We start from the raw sequence: 17,945 nt of genomic DNA on the forward strand, positions 1-17,945 counted from the left end.
CTGCTACCAACGCAGACTGAATGTGAAATCTTGAGAGGCTATTTTTTACGTTTGCGATATTTTCCGGCCACCGCATAGAACAACACCTTCAGAACGTGCATATTTCCCTTAATGGGGCTAATTTTTGTTGGTGTTTTGCCTTTCTTCGGATACGTTCGCACCACTGGCGTTTCGGCCGTTTTATATTGTTTGCGGCGACTACTCTCGATAGCGAGGTAATAATGAAGTTCATAGGTTTGAAATATATCACGAAATACAGCAATGTCCGGGTCTTTGAGTAGCTTTGCGCTATAAGCACGAAAGCCATTTGTGGTATCGGTATGCCTCTGACCAGCCGCCAGACTTATCAGCGGCGCATGGATCAGGTGAAGGCCTATCTCTCTCGAAAGCGGCGTATTTACCGCCTTGCCGCCCGGTATAAACCGTGAACCCTGAATATGGTCATACCCCTGATCAAGCAGCTTAATAAAGTCAGGAATTCTCTCTATACTATCCTTGCCATTACCGTCAACAACGACTACTCCTTCATAACCCTCAGAAAGAGCCCAGGCGAACGCCATTCTCATCTGTGCACTTAACTTACCCTTGCCCCTTTTTGTCAATAAAGCACGTACGTCTTGAGATTTCAAGAAATCAGCCTCAAGTGAACCATCAGTGCTACCACCATCAGCCACTACAATATCAATCTGTTTTGCTAATGGCTTCATTTTTTGTAGTTGCTTTTGAACACGCTCTCCCTCATTAATGACAAAAATACATACACAATATTTGTGTTTTTTCTTGTTTATTTCATTTACCTCAAAGTCTGGAAACTCCCACTCTGGATGATCTCGGCGGATACGATCTTGCTTGTTGGTCGGAGCTTTTGTCATGATGTAATATTCTTCCTTTCTGCGTTCGCTAGTGACGTTGTACTACTTAGCTCGTCAAGCACATAATACCTAGCATCTCGTCTCGATTCTACTAGTATTTTACCAATGTATTCAGACAGAATTACCATAAATAAAAATAGGATAAAAAACATTCCTGACAGCTCAAGCGAAGTCGATACCCAGCCCTCTGCAACATTCTTTTTGGTGAGAGCTATGACCACAACATAAAGCGCATACATCATATTTACAACACTGGCAAAGAACCCAACCCACGACATAAAGCGGAGCGGATGTGTCGAGTGGCTGGTAATGATATCGAGCGCCTCTAGTGTCCCTCGCCCGAAGCCATGTTTTTTTACAGGATCAACCAGAGGTGAATAGGTATACTCGGTATATGAATAGCCGATAGTCCTGATCATGTGCCGAATGTGGCTATCATGTCGAGTTGATAGAGTTATCGCTCGTATGGCACGGCGATTGAGAGATATAAGATATGTTGCTTGTAGTGGAATATCTATATTGATGTATTTGCGATTATACCAATAAAACAACCTGCGACCGATACCAGATTTTGACAGAAGGCGCTTTGTAGTTATGTCGGCAACACCTTGCACGATATCGTGTTTTTTATTCGCCTCAACAATGTTCATTACATCCTCTATGCCGTCAATAGTGGGATTAGTTACTACCGCATAGTCGCCAATTGCGCCTTCGAGACCAGCGATAATGGCGATATCATATGTGTATTGTCGAGAGAGGCGGATAAGCCGCATACATGGCAGTTCATCGAGAAGCCCACTGACAGCAATCACACTATTTTGACTCAAATCATTATCGACAATTATAATCTCATAATTTGTGTAGCTACCCATTAATCTCTGTGAGAGCCTACGACAATAGTCGGGAAAACCATCAAAGTCGCGCGTTACGACAATAACCGACACAAAGATATCTTGTTTACTCGATTTTTTATTTGTCTTAGTCGAACTATTTTTTGCCATATAGCTTGTCTAACTCCTCGTACACATCGTAAATATTATCTAGCTTACCGCCCATTATACAAACATACCCATCATAGCCCAAATTGGCCTTAAACAAAATAGGACGGCTATCATCATCTTCACTCTTAACAAGCACTGTTTTTACTTCAACGATCGACTCCTCGTATTTCATGTCCTTGAGGGCTGGGATAAAACGCACCACATCGTTATACATTTGTTTGTAATTACTCTGGAAAGAACTTTTGTCGAGATAGGCGTGAGTGTCAATTTTCTCAGCCGGCGTATCCTCGTTGTCAACCCATGACTCGTGCGGCGTATACCTGACATGAGAGAGTGTATATAATCCCCTGGAGGGAAACGGCATAATAGAGAAAAACGGACCGTCCATCACCGTAATACTAAAGTCCTTTAGATGCTCCGGCAAGCTCACCAAACACATCTCTGTAACTTCATGCTTCAAGCCAACAAGCGGTATATTTGATGCACGATGAAGCGTGTTAATATTGGCATACGTACAATTTAATACGAAGTCGCCCCTGAATTTGCCACTATCAGTGACAACGCACAGCCCATCTGGCGTTTCATCAATCATAGTAACGCGACAACCTGTGTGAAGCGTTATTCCCGGACGATCGTTGATTTGCCGCAGTAAGTCGTCTCTCAGGGCGTGGGCATTAAAGGCATATTCTTTAACCTTAAAGACTTCTTCAATGAGATTTTTATTAAACATTTTTTGAATGTTTGGCGGAGCTACCGCTATATCTGCCTCAATCTTATCCGCAAAATTCTTGAATTGATGTGCATTAACCTTGGATAGATGCTTGGCAACAGCATAGTATTTATTAAAATCTGAATGAATTGCCGCTCCAAACTGTTTCGTAAAGCGTGGAAAATTAACCGCTGAACGATATCCCGTTAGAATACTTCTCGGGTAGTGATAGCCATTGTGTACCCTAGCTTGGTTAACATATGACGCCCGAGTCATTGTCTGTTTTTCTTTTTCTAAAATATCAATATTCTTGACGCCCAGGGTGTCGTACAGGTACAGCGCTACACTCAATCCATAAAAACCGCCGCCAATTATTACCGTTTTGTTATGCATGTTTTCTCCATTTTTTAACCATATTGCCAACATACAAACCAACTATCATATAGACAAACAGAAGCAGCGGCATATAGAATACGATACCGTTAATGTGGGCGTGAGGCAAAGCGTGTCCAGGCATAAGAATTAACCAACTCAGTGCCCCAGCTAATGAAATGTGTAACGACCATAGGAATGAACGATAATACTTGAAAGATGAATGTCGCCTCTTAAGATAGAATAACACTAAATACCCCACAAGTACCCAAACGAGTATCGACTGAACAATCTCACCAAACACCCCCTTGATCGACAGCGGCAAGCTCAGTGCCGGCAATAGTACATAGTTACCGGCGTTTATCGCCAGATACTGATATGTTGATCCTTTATCTTTTGCCAGCTCCTCCATATTAATAAATCGATCGGCAAATGTATATGACTCAGGTAGCAGCGTCTTTAAGTTACCAATAGCATGAGCTCGCATCTTTCTAATTCCCGAAAGCCCTCTCTCCGATGCCCGCTCATTAATTATCTTGAGAGCGGTGTCTGAGGAGTGGTAGTAATCAGAGAGTGCCATAAAGTTGGTTGCGTACGCACCAACAAAGGCCACAACAACCACGATACATGTCATGACGGCGTGCTTCCAGGGGCTGATAACTTTTTGTTTATTATTGACGAGTTCAAAGAATATGATTGGTACAAATACAGATATAGCAATTGTTGATATATACTCATAGCCGCCCAGAAGTTTTAAGAATAGCAATATGGTTTCACCGAGGTAGAATAGCCACATTTTCTTCGATGATTTACAGTATGAGTAACTCAGAAAGGCAAAGGCAAACGGAGCAAACATGAGCGGCTCTATCCAGTACATGTTTTGGGCGTAGCCGACAATCCACGGGCTAAATGCAACCAGTGTCGCGAATACTGCTGCAACAACAAAACCAAATAATTTCCTAACCCTAAGAGCTACAAGCGCCATAAGAGCTGCCATGGCCGCAGACAGAACCACATTAACTTTCTTAAAATATACCGGCAATTTCGCACTATCGTTTGGTGCTAGTGCGGTAATTATTCTCGCCTGTAGACCATATTGCGAAGCATACGGTTTGAGCAGGCTGGCATCACAACCCCCAGTCGTCATGACTGAATTATAATCTTCATTTTTAGCAACGATTAGCGGCCCGCTATAACCAGATTTTTCCTTGCAACGAGCCGTCTTTTCTACTATAGCCGATGAGTCGCGCTGAAAGCCATCAAACCATTCGCGCCACAAACCGACTCCAAAAATATTACCAAAGAAAGATAAAAACAAAACTCCCCAGACAACTCCAAAAAACAGTATGCTCTTTTTTCGCTCCATAATACTTACCATATAGTATCATAACTTAACGATAGACTAAAGTGACTACCTAAATTATAATAGCGTCATGAAACCACTTTTATCCATCATCGTTACCGCCCATCACGAAGGCCTTATTGCCCATAAGACTATGCGCTCTATTGAGCGCGCTGTTAGTCTGCTTCGTGATAGCGATATTTCTTACGAAATAATTATATCAATTGACCGTGGCGATGAAGAAACAATTCGCTACTTCAGTAATTATACCGCTCTGCCGATCGCTATACACCAATGGGATCATGGCGACCTCGCACAGTCTCGCAATAGTGCAATCACTAGGGCACATGGTCGTTTTATCGCATTTATTGACGCGGATGATTTAATGAGCGCTAACTGGTTGCGCGATGGTGTACAATTTTTAACAGCCCATTCCTATGGTAAGTACGTTGCTCATAGTGCATACACTATTGAGTTTGAGGGGGCAAACGCCATCGTTGAAAAAGTTGGCTACACCAATAAAGACCGCGACACTCTATTGAGCGTACTCTCGGGACGATGGAACTCGGTCATTATTGCACCAAGTACTTTACTCCGCCAGTTTCCATACACACCAAACAGCCCAGGATATGGCTATGAAGATTGGTTTATGAGCTGTCAGTTCATCCAGCATGGTGTCAAAAATGTCCTCATTCCGGAAACCGCTATCTTTGTTCGCCGTAAGGCCGCTGGCTCGGAATGGGCACGCCAAAAAACTAGCCGCTCAGTGCTCCACGCCCACCCCCTCTTTAGTCCATCGCACTTTCGTACCATCAAGCTTGACTCGGTTGCCACGCCTGCCTCAGAGCAGCGGCGCCAAACAAAAAATACCATCAAAGAACTGCTGATTCGTTCTCGCATTCCACTAGGGTTAGTCAAGCGGCCGCTCGCAATCATCCGACGCGGACGCAATGTGCTCAAAAAAAAGAAGTCGACACCGGCGACCGAGGTGCTGCCAGCGTGGCTTGATGCTGAATGGCGAGCATTACATCATATTGAGAAACTAATTTTTCCACCACATCCATTGCCGACAGTATACCACACAATTACCGATGATCATTATCGTGTTGGCTTGGCGTACTGGCAAATGTGTCGTGATTTACGAAACGATAGGTATGATTATGTGTTGTTCGTACCGTGGCTCAAGCGTGGTGGTGCTGATCTATTTGCCCTTAACTACGCCAACACCGCTGCGTCACTCGGCAAGAAAGTTTTGGTTATTGCCACAAATGAAGTTGACGCTAATTACTCAGAGTGGCGACCACGACTTAACATCGACGTAGATTTCGTGCCGTTTGGGACAATTACCCGATTCTTCCCGATAGAACAAAAATATAGACTGCTAGAACAATTGATCGAGAATATTCATGCGCCTGTGCTCCATATTCTCAACTCAGAGCTAGCCTATGATTTTGTGCGAGATCACGCAGTGTATATCAAGGCCACCGGTAAAAAAGTTATTGCTACGTCCTATAGCCAAAGCATCGATGAAACTGGACGAGTGTTTGGTTTTTCGCACAGTCACCTACCGCAGGTCTATCACTTGCTAGCCGAGATAACCACCGACAATGAAGCCGTCAAGTCAATGTGGGTTAACGAATATGCTTATGACGCGGATGCAATTACCGTTCACCATCAGCCACTTGATAGCGGTGCGTACACACCGATAACAGAGTTGGCCGGTCAAAGGCGGGTTCTTTGGGCGTCCCGCCTATCACCAGAGAAATTACCTCAACTAGTTGCAGCTATCGCTGATCTATTACCTGATGATGTCCACATTGATATGTACGGTGACGCATCGAGCGAGTTTCCCACCCATAAACTACCGTCACATCCACGGGTTCATTACCGCGGCGGCTTTAATGGTGTACCGTCACTGCCTGTTGACAACTATGACGCCTTTCTCTACACATCGCTCTTTGACGGCATGCCAAATACGCCAATTGAGATAGCCCTGTGCGGCTTGCCCCTGGTAGCAGCGCGAGTTGGTGGAGTAGCAGACTTTGTTGGTACATATGGACAGATTGTTGATGATATCACCAATCCAAAAGCCTACGCTGATGCGTTAACTGTTGTTCTGGACAATCCCAAGACAGCGTTTGCCAACGCCCAATCTCTACGAAAGCAGGCGCTACGTGATTTTTCACAAAAAAGGTTTTTGACAGAAGTTAGGCGTATGCTTAAGCGATAATTGTCCGTCCTACTCGCGCACTCTCATCTCCCCCTTCACCGCCTCGTTACCAGTCTCAAGCGGTGGAGCGGCATATTCGTGCCACGTACGGCCGTCAAAGGTGGAGAAGTAGGCGCGGTAGACACCAACTGGGAAGGAGCGAGTGGTCTTGAACTCTTGTTCTTGCCCAGGTTGGATGGTGGCTGGCTGGAGACAGCCGAGGTCGTAGTTTGCTCCATGTTGGTTACGCATAATGAGACAAGTGCGATTAGTGGTGGTGATTGGTTGGCTCGCAAAGTTCTTGATCTTAAAGGTGGTAGTGACTGGCTCGCCGGCACGTGGAGAGGGGTTAGAGAAAGTGATGCCCTGGGTGAGTGTGGGGTTGGGGAGGATGGTGAATGATAAGCTGGTTACCTCCTTACCAGTCAACCCCGGTAGCGCCACCCCTTCGTGCCAGCGATTACCATCGTATAGCGCAAAGAAGGCTCTATACGTGCCTGGTTTGTCAAAAGGACGACTTAGCGAAAACTGCACACTACCATTTGGAGCAATTCCCTTTGTTGATTGACAGCCGAGGTCATGGTTCTCGCCACGTGGACCCCGAATAATGTAGCACAGGTGCTGATCAGTTTGCGACACCGCCGAACTAAGATTGCGCAGAGTGAATGAGCCGGTCAGCTTGTCACCAGCACGTGCTCGCGCCGGCGCGATTGATAATCCCTGTGACATGACGACATCCTGCAGCACTCTCATCTCCCCCTTCACCGCCTCGTTACCAGTCTCAAGCGGTGGAGCGGCATATTCGTGCCACGTACGGCCGTCAAAGGTGGAGAAGTAGGCGCGGTAGACACCAACTGGGAAGGAGCGAGTGGTCTTGAACTCTTGTTCTTGCCCAGGTTGGATGGTGGCTGGCTGGAGACAGCCGAGGTCGTAGTTTGCTCCATGTTGGTTACGCATAATGAGACAAGTGCGATTAGTGGTGGTGATTGGTTGGCTCGCAAAGTTCTTGATCTTAAAGGTGGTAGTGACTGGCTCGCCGGCACGTGGAGAGGGGTTAGAGAAAGTGATGCCCTGGGTGAGTGTGGGGTTGGGGAGGATGGTGAATTGCGCCCGGTTACCAGCACTAGCCGGCGTTGGCACCGGATACTGCGCCTCGGTCCAGGTTGTCCCCTTGTCGAGAGTGCCGCTAATTCGCACCTTGTATATACCACTTTCCCGCGGAATAAACTCCCGATCGTAGGTGTAGGTTGCACCCGGCGCAAGGCTGTTGACTGTATCAAAACTGGCATCAGCATTTCGTCCACTCGGACTAGTAATTGCCGCACCAAAGTAACCAAGGTCAACTGGCTTCGGACTATTGTTTTTAACTGTGAAGCGAATCCGTGTTGATTGCCCAACGTGAGTTCGTTGGTTCTGAATAGTTACTGGGGAAGTTACTGTTGGCGCCGTTTGCACAAACGTCGACACTTCGCGGCTATGGCCCGGAGCTGATTCTGGATAGTTATTACTCCAACCGTTGCCCTCACGGTAATTTGTGATCCAGAACTTATAATTCTCCTCTTTCGTTAACTTAGTTGTCACTCGGTAGGTATATGTCTGCCATGGCTCAAGAATAACCCGTTGGCTACCAAAGTCATAGTTATTCCACTTGCTATCCCGGGCGGCTATCGCCATAGTACCTAGATCGCGACGCTGATTTGTGGCGTTACGGATAGTAAACGATGCGGTTATTGTCATGTCCGTAAATAGTTTTGACCCGGTCCCCTCCGTCCTCACCGACAGCGGCGATTCAATTCGCACAGATTTCAGCGGCGAACCAAACCATTCATTAAAGAAGCGCCAAAAATTACGATTGCCATACGCGCCGCAGTGAGCTGTTCCTGGATAGGCGTTGAGCGCACCTTGATTTGGTTGATATGGGGTGTAGTTATACAAATTAGCTGTTGCTTGATTCTCGATATACACCCATGAGCCGCCGCAGGCTGCGTTTGTGTTATACTGGATGTAGTTTGATCGGCCAGCCTTATAGCGATATTCGCCCGGCCGATTAGTATAAAGCCGGAATTGCCGCGCCGCCATCCGCAACTGGTTGTACATGCCGGCATATTCACTTGAGCAGTTTGCTGTATTACCCGGGCCGCTGTCCGGACAAGCAAACCCCATAGCATACTTGTACTGACTCTTGAGTGGCCAGACATCAGTAAACAACGACCCCTGTTCTTTCTTTAGCGTCACCAGCATTACTTGCGGATTAATACCAAATTCTTTTGATACATTCCAGATAATATTGGCCACCGACAGACCGCCAGCAAACCAGCCGCCACCCCTTTCAAACGAGGTCTCTTTCGTACTTGGATTTTCATGATAATCACGCAGGCAGGCATACGGTGGGCCGTGCCAACCGCGTTTAGCTGCATATTGCGCTCGCGTACCTCCGCCATACTCGGAGGGCCCAGTTCCCCACGTATCGCAAGCTGGAGTATGACTGTTAATAAAGTTTTGGATATCTTGAACACTTGAAAATGTATTGGTGTCATAAAAAACATTGTCATCAATAATTCGCCCGGGACTCCATGGTGACAATGCTCCTGTTTTTGGCCAGAAGACAACCCCTAGACCAACAACACCAACGACGATCAGTGTATACCCGACACGCTTTAGCCAGGACGGTTTCATATTCTGTAACTGAATCATCGTAACCCCTCCTTGCGGAACGACGGCCCATTTGTAGATTCTCCAACATATGCACTCGATGAGTAAGTAACTTTAATTGACATGTCAGTGCCCGATGGTAATTCTGACAGTGGAATCTCGGCCATCCGACAATTCGTCGAGCTCGGACCAGCGTATGCGCCAGTTTGGCGCGAAACTTGACCACCAGACCAGTAGACCGTGAAGGTACAGCTGCCACCATTTTCGACAATAGCGTTAACGCCGCCATCAATCTGTAGATGCTGGCGATCACCACTCAGACCGTAACCACTTACGATTGGCGTCACTGCTCGTTTTGAGCCGCGTTGCTCACCAGGACCAGCTGGCTTATCGGAGCTGCGGCCATCACGTTCTTCTGGCTTCGTCTTACTGTCGTCAACTTTCTTATTACCGTCTTTGTTGCTGTTATTTTCCTTTGCTCGGGACGAATTAGCATCATCCTTGGCCCGCTCTGTTTGTTGTGGCCGCGTTATCGCATAAACAACCGCCGCAATGGCAATCACGATGACCGCACTTACTAAACTAATTATTACAATCTTGGTCCTCTTTGGCGATGTTTGTTTAACTCGCATAGTGTTGTTTCCCCTGTTTTATCCTATCAGCTTAAGCATAACAGTTAATCGTTGGGTTTTCAATATTTTGCCAATAAAGATGCTATAATATCCCGTATGAGTGCACAGAAATCCCAAATCAAAACGCCGTTGGTGTCAATTATTACCGCTACCTATAACGATGAAACATATATTGAATCGTCAATTCGCTCCGTATTATCGCAAGATTTTACCGATTTTGAGTACCTCATTATTAATGATGGCTCAACCGATAATACAAAAAAAATTGTTCAGCGCCTCCAAAAGGAAGATAGCCGCATTCGCCTCATTAATCAAAAAAACAGTGGCCTCGTGGCTTCACTCAACCGCGGCATTACCGAAGCGCGTGGCACCTACATTGCTCGCATTGATGGCGACGATGAGTGGCTACCACACAAGCTCAGGACTCAAGTCACTATGTTAGAGAAAAACAAAAACCTGGTTCTGGTTGGTGGTGGCGCAGAGATTATGAACCAAGACAGCGTACCAACTGGTTTTATTTTTAACGTTGCCCGTAATGAGGATATTCGACTCGGTCTTTGCATTTTTAATCAATTTTGTCATTCGTCAGTGGTTTATCGCCGCCAAGTAGCACTTGACGCTGGCCTTTACCCTGACACCTGTCCGGCTGAGGATTATGACCTGTTTAGTAAATTTGCCGAACACGGTGAACTTGCTAACGTACCTTACCCCGTTTTTCGCTATCGCATTAGTGACGGCAGTATCTCGGCTAAACGCCGCGATGAGCAAAATCGTCTCGCTAAAAAGTTTTCACTTCGCAACTGGGATGTTGTTCAACCGACGGTTACTAGCCGTGCCGACATTAAACGCGCCTTCGCTTATTATCTCAAAAATCCAATTAACCATGATTTTGGAATTAGCCACAAGCACGCCTACACGTTTGTACTAATGCGCATTGGTTATCATATGCTTCAAAAGGGACAGGTTGGTAAGGGGCTCCGTCAGCTTTGGAACGTGGCATCAACCGGGCGCACTGCCGCCAAGATCGTTGTTAAGTGGGGACTTGATATCATTAAGATTAAGCTTCGACCATCACGTCGAAAAACAAAAACAGCAGCTTAGTAGTACGAAGACAGAAGACAGCCGATTTATCACCAAACTATTGGACGGCTATCCTTTTCTATCTGTGATTGTGGCGCCACTGCCGCGGAATCAATGTTAATCCCCCAAACGACTGCCCAACCACTGAAAAGTCTTTCGTGATAGTAAATTCCTCGGCACGATAAGCAACGTCATACTTTACTGACCCATCGTGATTGAGGAGGTTAACATCAACATAATACGACCCCGGGCCCAAGTTTGCCTCGATATCAAGTGTCAGTTTTTTGTCTTTCGGTAGCTCAGCGAAACCCTCACGATTAGTAATAAAATTTGATACCAAATCACTATCCTTGCGATACAAATCAACCATGATTGCTCGCGTCTTATCGTGATGCCAAGCGATATCAAACGAGATAGTCTCACCAACCTTAAAGCTACGCTGCTTTTTACCCGTCGCATCGCGGATCGTAATATCAACATTTTCACCGGTGTATTGCCGATTCCTGTCAATACTTGCATCAATCACTGCTTGATTGAGCCGACTATACTCGTCAGCCACCTGTACCGGGTCTCCCTCTTTGATAATTGTGCCGTCTTGGATTAGTACAGCACGATTACAAAACTTCTTGACCGTTTCCATATCGTGTGTCACCAGGACAACTGTCTGCCCGCTGGCTTTATACTGCTCAAATATGTCGATACACTTGCGCTGGAATGCCTCATCACCGACAGCCAACACTTCATCGAAAATCATAATATCGTTACGCGCCTTAATTGCTACTGAAAACGCCAATCGTACCTGCATACCCGACGAATAATTTTTTAACTTCTGGTCCATAAACGGTTCAAGTTCAGCAAAGGCAACGATCTCATCATACATCGCCTCCATCTCTTTGCGGGTGAACCCAAGTAGTGCTCCGTTCAAAAAAACATTATCTCGGCCAGACAGCTCCGGGTTGAAGCCAACACCCAGTTCAATAAATGGTGTCAGTTTACCATGTAGCTGAATACTACCGCTCGTCGGTTGATATACACCGGCGAGAATTTTAAGCATGGTACTTTTTCCTGAGCCGTTCCGACCAACAATCCCGAAAAAGTCACCCTGATCAATAGTAAAACTAACCCCATCCAACACCTTTTGGACGGTCTTTTTATTTCGTTTAATAATATTAACAAAGGCATGCTTGATGCTAGAATTTTTTGACTGCGGGAGAATAAACTCCTTACGCACGTCTTTAACTATAATAGCCGGCTTCGTCATCTAAATATCCTCCGCAAATGAACATTGCTTACGCTGGAAGTGCCACCAGCCCAATCCAAACAACCCAACAGTTATTATAATTGGAACAAACCATAATAACGGATTGTGAAATGTTTGCCAAATTGTCTGAGAGGCGGGGTTACTAGGCATCAGTGTATGCCTGGCGTCTTGAATAATTTGCGTAACAGGGTTCAAAAACGCGACTTTCTGGATGACCGCAGGCATATAAATAATAGCAAAAATAATACCGCTGGCATAAAACCCAGCCTGCAATAAAATTTCCCAAATATATGCGATGTCACGAAATGTCACATAAAGCGCTGAGAGCAGGAGAGATAGGCCAATTGATAGCAAAAATAACTGGGCAATTATCGGAATTAGTAGCAACCACAACAAAGTTGGCATTAGACCACTTAGTAGCGCAAAAATTATCACCACAATCATCCCCAAGCCAAGGTTAATCAGCGCCGATACAGAGCTGGCAACTACTAAGAGGTGTCTTGGAATTGCTACTTTACGAATTAGTTGCCCATTTTCCACTACCGAACGAGTACCTACCATCGTTGCCTCAGAGAAAAAGTTCCATAGCACGACGCCAATTAATAACCAGACGCCAAAATATTCAATCCCTTTACTACCCTGTGGGAATGCATAGGTAAACAATACATACAAGATGCCGAATATGAACAGCGGCTTCAGAAGCGACCATACGTATCCGAGGGCAGAATTTTGGTAGCGAACCTTAAAGTCTGTGCTAACCATTGCGCGCAAAATTGCCCGATTTTTTTCATTACCAAAGAGATGTTTCACTCCCTGATTATACCAAATTACACCAAAAAGATATATACTTGTAAAATGAATCGGTTACGAGTTGTTATCGTACGAAATGCCGCACCTCATGATTTTGGTGGTGGCGAGCGATTTCCAGTGTTCTTAGCTCAGGAGCTACGAGAGCTGGGCCATTTGCCGGTTATTTTTAGTCACCACATGACACTCTGTGACTACGCTAAGCACGAACGGTTGACTTATCACCGCTCTTGGTGGTGGTCTCAACAAAACTGGAGCGGCTGGCGAGTTGTATTAACACCACTATATATACTCTGGCAGCTGCTACTCACTTTGTATTATATTATCCAATTTCATCGCTACAAAGCTGACGTTGTTCACCTGCAGAGTAAGGATGATTTTATTGCTGGGTCAATTGCTGGTAAGCTTATCGGTGCCCATGTTATCTGGACTGATCACGCCGACCTCAAACATGTCTGGAAGCAGCTCGGCGTATGGTATAAAAACCCGACTGGTAAGCTGGTTGCTTGGGCGGCACGCTCTGCCGACGCAATTACCCTCGTTAGCCAGAGTGAATGCCGTCTCGTTTCTGATAATCTGCCGTCAACCTCACCAATTCATCGTAAATTAACCGTTATCTATAATGGTGTCAACGACCAGAAACCAACACACACACCCATCAAAAGCCGCCCGTTCACGTTCTGTATCGCCGGCCGCCTGGTTGTTGATAAGGGAGTTAGCGAAGCGATCGCTGCATTCAAACGACTTCACGCTACACATCACGACACGCGCCTCATTCTGATCGGTGACGGACCAGATCGTTCACGGTTTGAGAAACAAGCCAAAGGGTTACCGGTCACCTTTCGTGGCCACCAAACAGACCCCCTCCCTGAAGTTGTCACCGCTGACGTATATCTTCATCCAACATACCACGAGGGGTTTAGTGTTTCACTCGTTGAGGCCAGTATGCTCCAGCTACCAATTATCGCCACTGACGTTGGCGGCAATCCAGAAATTATTCATCATAACAAGACTGGCCTCCTCGTCCCCGCAAAAGATTCGACAGCACTGCATCGCGCCATGGAGCAGCTATATTCTAACCCCAAGCTTCGCGTACGTCTAGCCGCCGCCGCTCGCCGTCAATATCTTGCCTCATTTGTTTTTCACATCATCGTTAAAACACAGTTTATTCCTTTGTATGAAAACGGGTTATAATATACCTATGAAGATTCGTATTGAAACCGCTGCCCTCACCGCTCCCAATATATCCGGGGTTGGTCATTACACCCGTATGTTAACCAATAGTTTAGCCCTTTATTCACCGCCAGGAACTGAAGTTTCAGCGTTTTATTTTAATTTTTTGAGCAAGCATCGGGATCCTATTCTAAACAACTCAATCAAGCATGAAAAACACACGCTCATACCTCAGCGACTATTCGCCAAGCTCCAGAGTTACGGTCTACCGCTACCATACGACCTCTTGTCATCGCCTGTCGACGTTGCTATTTTTCCAAATTTTGATCGCTGGACAACCAGTAAAGCAACTATCACTGCCGTCGTTATTCATGACCTCGGCTATCTCTATTTTCCTGAGACGATCGAACAGCGTAACCTAGCCCATTTACGCCGCCGCGTTGCTCATGCAGCCCGAACAGCAGACCTTATCATTACCGTCTCAGAGTCAGTCAAGGCGGAAATTATAACTGAATACGACGTGCCAGCTTCGAAAATTATCGTCACGCCAATACCAGCTGACCCAATTTATTCTCAACCGGGTACAATCGACGTTGCCGCCAAATATAACTTACCAACCAAGCGGTATATCTTTTCAATCGGCAATCTCGAACCGCGTAAAGATTTGCCGACGATGATCGCCGCCTTTCGTGCCCTGCCGGAAAAGGTCCGCAAGCAGTATTCATTAGTTTTAGCTGGCGGTAAGGGCTGGAAGACTGAAGCTACTGAGCGTGCCATTGCTAAAGCCCAGGCCGCGGGTGAACACGTCATTCGTCCAGGCTACATCCCCCAAGAAGACGTACCTGCATTTTATCAGCAAGCAGACCTTTTTTGCATGAGCTCCATTTACGAAGGATTCGGCATGCCGATTGTTGAGGCGCTGACTAGCGGTACGCCGGTTGTTGCCTCCGATATTCCTGTACTCCGCGAGGCTGGTGGAAATGCGGTTCTTTACGCTCAGCCTAAAAATCCCGACGACTTCATGAAAAAAATGCTCTCTATCATCGCTGACCCGCAAAAAGCACGCCTTGATATGAAAACTGCGGTTCAAGCTCATCTCAATACTATTTCCTGGCAGAATAATACCGATCGCCTCATCGCTGCTTTCAAGGAGGCCATTGCCGCTAAAAAACATCGCACCAACTAGGGTTTATGGGTTATACTTATCATTATGGCTCGTTTCAAACACTACATCACCAACCATGCCACCAAACTTCGCTTCGTCCTCATCGGTACCATCAACACCGCCATTGATTTTGGTGTGTTGTTTATGCTGACTTGGTTTATCAGCACGCCGAAAGAATTAGCCAATATTATCTCGACAACCATCGCCTTTAGTTTCAGCTTTGTCGCCAATCGATCATTCACCTTTCGCTCACGCACCGGCAATGTTCGTCGCCAGCTACTCCTCTTTACCCTCGTCACCCTGTTTGGTCTCTGGGTAATTCAGACTATCATTATTGCGCTACTCGCGCCAATTTTCATTAGCTTTAATTTCAGTCAGCCAGTAGCACTGTTTATTAGCAAGCTCATCGCCACCGTCGCCAGCCTCATCTGGAACTACCTGCTCTATACCAACGTTGTCTTCAAAGATTAAGAGCTCTTCTGCGAGATTACTAAGTGCCGTGCACGGCCCTCGCCCTCAGAGTGGGTCTCAATATCGCTATAGTCGCTCGCCACGTGATGCACCACCCAGCGATCGGCCGAATTTAGTTCAATAATTTTCGTCTCGCCCGTCCGCCGCACTTCTTCGATCCAGCCGCGCGCCTTGTCAGCAATCTTTTCGGCATGCTGCTTCTTATAATCAGCGATATCAACATTCACTCGCACCAGCGCCGCCTGACGGTTGCGCAAAATCGCTGACACCACCGTCTGTAGACTCCGTAACGTCTCAGCATTCCGCCCAATCAGCAAACTATTACGTTCACTCGACGGCACAACAGCCTTGATAACATCGTCTTCAACACTAACATCGACATCCAGATTGAGATCAAAGAACGCCAAAAAGTCCTCTAGGTATTTCTTGACAAATTCAATGGTCGCGATTTGATCCATATATCCTCCTTAATCCTTCGCCTTTATCCGCGTAATGTTCGCCTCAGTCGCTGTGGCCGCTCGTTGCGAAGCGGCTTTTGACTTTTTTGCTGATGCGGCAGACTTGCTCGTAGATTTTGGCGAACGCTTTTCGCCGGCAATTTGCTGCATTTCTGTCCCATCTTGCTTGAGAATAATAGCGTTTTGAATGTAGGCGGCAATGTTTGAGGTTGCCATATAGAGCGCCAGCGCCCCTGGCAAACTGATCATAATAAGGAACATAAACACTGGCATAACCTTCATCATTTTGCGCGTGACAATGGCATTAACCTCAGTTTGGTCAGCATTTTTGCCTTCACCGGCCTCCATCAGCACATCACGTAGTCGCTTCTTGCTGTCAGAGCTTGGCGACATCTGCTTTGATAATAAATATTGCAAGACAGCCGCCACTAAGGCGAGGACGAGCAGTCCAATTGATGCACCATTTGATGACAGCGCCTGCTTTGTCAGGTCCATCAATCCCAGGAAATTCTGGTTGAAATGATCCGGATGAGCGATCAAGTGCTTGACCGGCTCCCACTGCTCCATTACATCGTATGTGTACTTAGCGAGCTCTGAGCGCTGCAGTACGAATATCTGCACCACGCGGTAGATCGCGATCAGTACTGGCAGCTGGATAAGGAGTACTAGGATAGAGCTCATCGGCTTGATGTTATGCTTTTTATACACATCCATCATCGCCATCGCCCGCATATGTGGATTGCTCTTATATTTTTTGTTCAGCTTGGCAAGCTCGGGCTGTATCTTGCGCATCGCTTTAGCCTGGTGGAGTTGCTTCTTAACTAGTGGCCACAAGAGTAACCGCACAATTATTGTAAATAGTACAACGCTAACTCCAAAATCGCCGCCCGGGATCAGCGCGTAAATCGCCATCAGCAAGTTAAAAATTGGCTGCACAATAACCACATCAAACATATTCATGTCCTCATTATACCAGAGGTGGCGCTATTTATACAGCCCGGCTTGCGAAAAGAGTTGTTTTACTGCCGTTCTTAAATCGTCATGCGGCATCAGTAGCACCTCCGGCGAAAACACCATAATGACAACATCAAACCCGCCCCGAATATGTGGCAATTCTAGTCGGATAATTTCGTAAATTCGGCGGCGGACACGATTGCGTTTGACGGCGGATTTAAGCACCTTTTTACTAATCACTACCGAAAACCGACCATGGCGGCGGCGTGGATTGGCAATATATTTCATGGTGAGCTGCGACGAGCGAATTGCCTGCCCGCGCGCATAGACGTAGCGCAGGCTACCATGACCATGAAATCGGTTGACGTGACGTAACATAGGTCCAGTATAGCAAAATCCCGCCCTGTTAGGCGAGGCGGGAGTTTACATTTAGATAGCGATTTTGGCGCGACCCTTGAGGCGACGGCGCTTCAGAACAGCGCGACCAGCCTTGGTCGAAACACGAGCTCGAAAACCGTGCGTCTTGGCGCGATGTCGCTTGTGTGGTTGAAATGTTCGCTTTGGCATATCGTCATTTAGTGTAGCCTTTTTTGACATTTTTTGCAAGCCATGGATAAATTTTCCACCGTTTCTGCTGCTTTTTCCACATATTTATCAGAGGTGGCTCATCGCTGTGGAAAAGTCACCTCGAGAGGCCCTGGATTTTATGATGGCGCCTGTGCTTGTGGAAAAGTCTGATTTTTTGCTATAGTAAAGTCATTAAGCTAGTTCCGAGGGGGAAGGTATT

General features: G+C 46.5%; 17 protein-coding genes. 5 read left to right on the plus strand and 12 right to left on the minus strand.

What is annotated here, in order from left to right:
* Window positions 1-38: 38 nt before the first annotated feature.
* From GWK77_04505 to GWK77_04520, 4 genes are read right to left on the minus strand one after another with little or no spacing between them, the layout of a single operon-like run.
* Window positions 39-872, minus strand: a complete 834-nt coding sequence (locus GWK77_04505; GenBank protein QHU93390.1) for a glycosyltransferase — start codon at window positions 870-872, stop codon at window positions 39-41.
* The gene (locus GWK77_04510; GenBank protein ID QHU93391.1) at window positions 869-1,873 is read right to left on the minus strand and encodes a hypothetical protein; all 1,005 of its coding nucleotides are present in this window, start codon (window positions 1,871-1,873) and stop codon (window positions 869-871) included. Before GWK77_04510 ends, GWK77_04505 begins: the two co-directional genes overlap by 4 nt.
* Entirely contained in the window at window positions 1,860-2,975 is a 1,116-nt protein-coding gene (locus tag GWK77_04515; protein QHU93392.1) for an FAD-dependent oxidoreductase, read from the minus strand. The genes GWK77_04510 and GWK77_04515 overlap by 14 nt, the downstream gene beginning before the upstream one ends.
* Window positions 2,968-4,320: a hypothetical protein gene (locus GWK77_04520; protein ID QHU93393.1), complete on the minus strand. Its 1,353-nt coding sequence runs from the start codon at window positions 4,318-4,320 to the stop codon at window positions 2,968-2,970. Before GWK77_04520 ends, GWK77_04515 begins: the two co-directional genes overlap by 8 nt.
* Before the next feature lie 67 nt (window positions 4,321-4,387).
* Between GWK77_04520 and GWK77_04525 the strand changes: the two genes are divergently transcribed.
* Window positions 4,388-6,526, plus strand: coding sequence for a glycosyltransferase (locus GWK77_04525; protein QHU93394.1), 2,139 nt, complete (start codon window positions 4,388-4,390; stop codon window positions 6,524-6,526).
* Between the two features lie 9 nt (window positions 6,527-6,535).
* Here GWK77_04525 and GWK77_04530 read toward each other — a convergent pair whose 3' ends face one another.
* The gene (locus tag GWK77_04530) at window positions 6,536-9,199 is read right to left on the minus strand and encodes a hypothetical protein (protein ID QHU93395.1); all 2,664 of its coding nucleotides are present in this window, start codon (window positions 9,197-9,199) and stop codon (window positions 6,536-6,538) included.
* Window positions 9,196-9,789: a hypothetical protein gene (locus tag GWK77_04535; GenBank protein QHU93396.1), complete on the minus strand. Its 594-nt coding sequence runs from the start codon at window positions 9,787-9,789 to the stop codon at window positions 9,196-9,198. Before GWK77_04535 ends, GWK77_04530 begins: the two co-directional genes overlap by 4 nt.
* A gap of 96 nt (window positions 9,790-9,885) precedes the next feature.
* Between GWK77_04535 and GWK77_04540 the strand changes: the two genes are divergently transcribed.
* Window positions 9,886-10,890: a glycosyltransferase gene (locus GWK77_04540; GenBank protein ID QHU93397.1), complete on the plus strand. Its 1,005-nt coding sequence runs from the start codon at window positions 9,886-9,888 to the stop codon at window positions 10,888-10,890.
* Window positions 10,891-10,948: 58 nt separating this feature from the next.
* Here GWK77_04540 and GWK77_04545 read toward each other — a convergent pair whose 3' ends face one another.
* Window positions 10,949-12,130 (minus strand): ATP-binding cassette domain-containing protein, encoded by a 1,182-nt coding sequence (locus tag GWK77_04545; protein QHU93398.1) that lies wholly within the window; start codon window positions 12,128-12,130, stop codon window positions 10,949-10,951.
* Window positions 12,131-12,940, minus strand: a complete 810-nt coding sequence (locus tag GWK77_04550) for an ABC transporter permease (GenBank protein QHU93399.1) — start codon at window positions 12,938-12,940, stop codon at window positions 12,131-12,133.
* A 45-nt stretch (window positions 12,941-12,985) separates the two neighbouring features.
* Between GWK77_04550 and GWK77_04555 the strand changes: the two genes are divergently transcribed.
* The 3 genes from GWK77_04555 to GWK77_04565 all read left to right on the plus strand — a co-directional run bounded on the left by GWK77_04555 (window position 12,986) and on the right by GWK77_04565 (window position 15,746).
* Window positions 12,986-14,131 (plus strand): glycosyltransferase, encoded by a 1,146-nt coding sequence (locus GWK77_04555; GenBank protein ID QHU93400.1) that lies wholly within the window; start codon window positions 12,986-12,988, stop codon window positions 14,129-14,131.
* 7 nt (window positions 14,132-14,138) lie between these two features.
* On the plus strand, window positions 14,139-15,296 hold the full coding sequence (locus tag GWK77_04560; protein QHU93401.1) for a glycosyltransferase: 1,158 nt from the start codon (window positions 14,139-14,141) through the stop codon (window positions 15,294-15,296).
* Window positions 15,297-15,377: 81 nt separating this feature from the next.
* Window positions 15,378-15,746, plus strand: coding sequence for a GtrA family protein (locus GWK77_04565; GenBank protein QHU93438.1), 369 nt, complete (start codon window positions 15,378-15,380; stop codon window positions 15,744-15,746).
* Here GWK77_04565 and GWK77_04570 read toward each other — a convergent pair.
* The 4 genes from GWK77_04570 to rpmH are packed head-to-tail and all read right to left on the minus strand — an operon-like array spanning window position 15,743 to window position 17,725.
* Window positions 15,743-16,204: a KH domain-containing protein gene (locus GWK77_04570; GenBank protein QHU93402.1), complete on the minus strand. Its 462-nt coding sequence runs from the start codon at window positions 16,202-16,204 to the stop codon at window positions 15,743-15,745. The two genes, GWK77_04565 and GWK77_04570, sit on opposite strands and share 4 nt — an antisense overlap.
* Window positions 16,205-16,213: 9 nt before the next feature.
* The gene (gene yidC, locus GWK77_04575; GenBank protein QHU93403.1) at window positions 16,214-17,164 is read right to left on the minus strand and encodes a membrane protein insertase YidC; all 951 of its coding nucleotides are present in this window, start codon (window positions 17,162-17,164) and stop codon (window positions 16,214-16,216) included.
* Between the two features lie 24 nt (window positions 17,165-17,188).
* Complete coding sequence (gene rnpA / locus GWK77_04580; protein QHU93404.1) at window positions 17,189-17,536, minus strand: ribonuclease P protein component; 348 nt, start codon at window positions 17,534-17,536, stop codon at window positions 17,189-17,191.
* Window positions 17,537-17,587: 51 nt separating this feature from the next.
* Window positions 17,588-17,725, minus strand: coding sequence for a 50S ribosomal protein L34 (rpmH, locus tag GWK77_04585; GenBank protein QHU93405.1), 138 nt, complete (start codon window positions 17,723-17,725; stop codon window positions 17,588-17,590).
* Window positions 17,726-17,945: the final 220 nt, after the last annotated feature.

The sequence above is a fragment of the Candidatus Saccharibacteria bacterium oral taxon 488 genome (assembly GCA_010202645.1).
GTDB lineage: Bacteria > Patescibacteriota > Saccharimonadia > Saccharimonadales > Saccharimonadaceae > Nanosynbacter.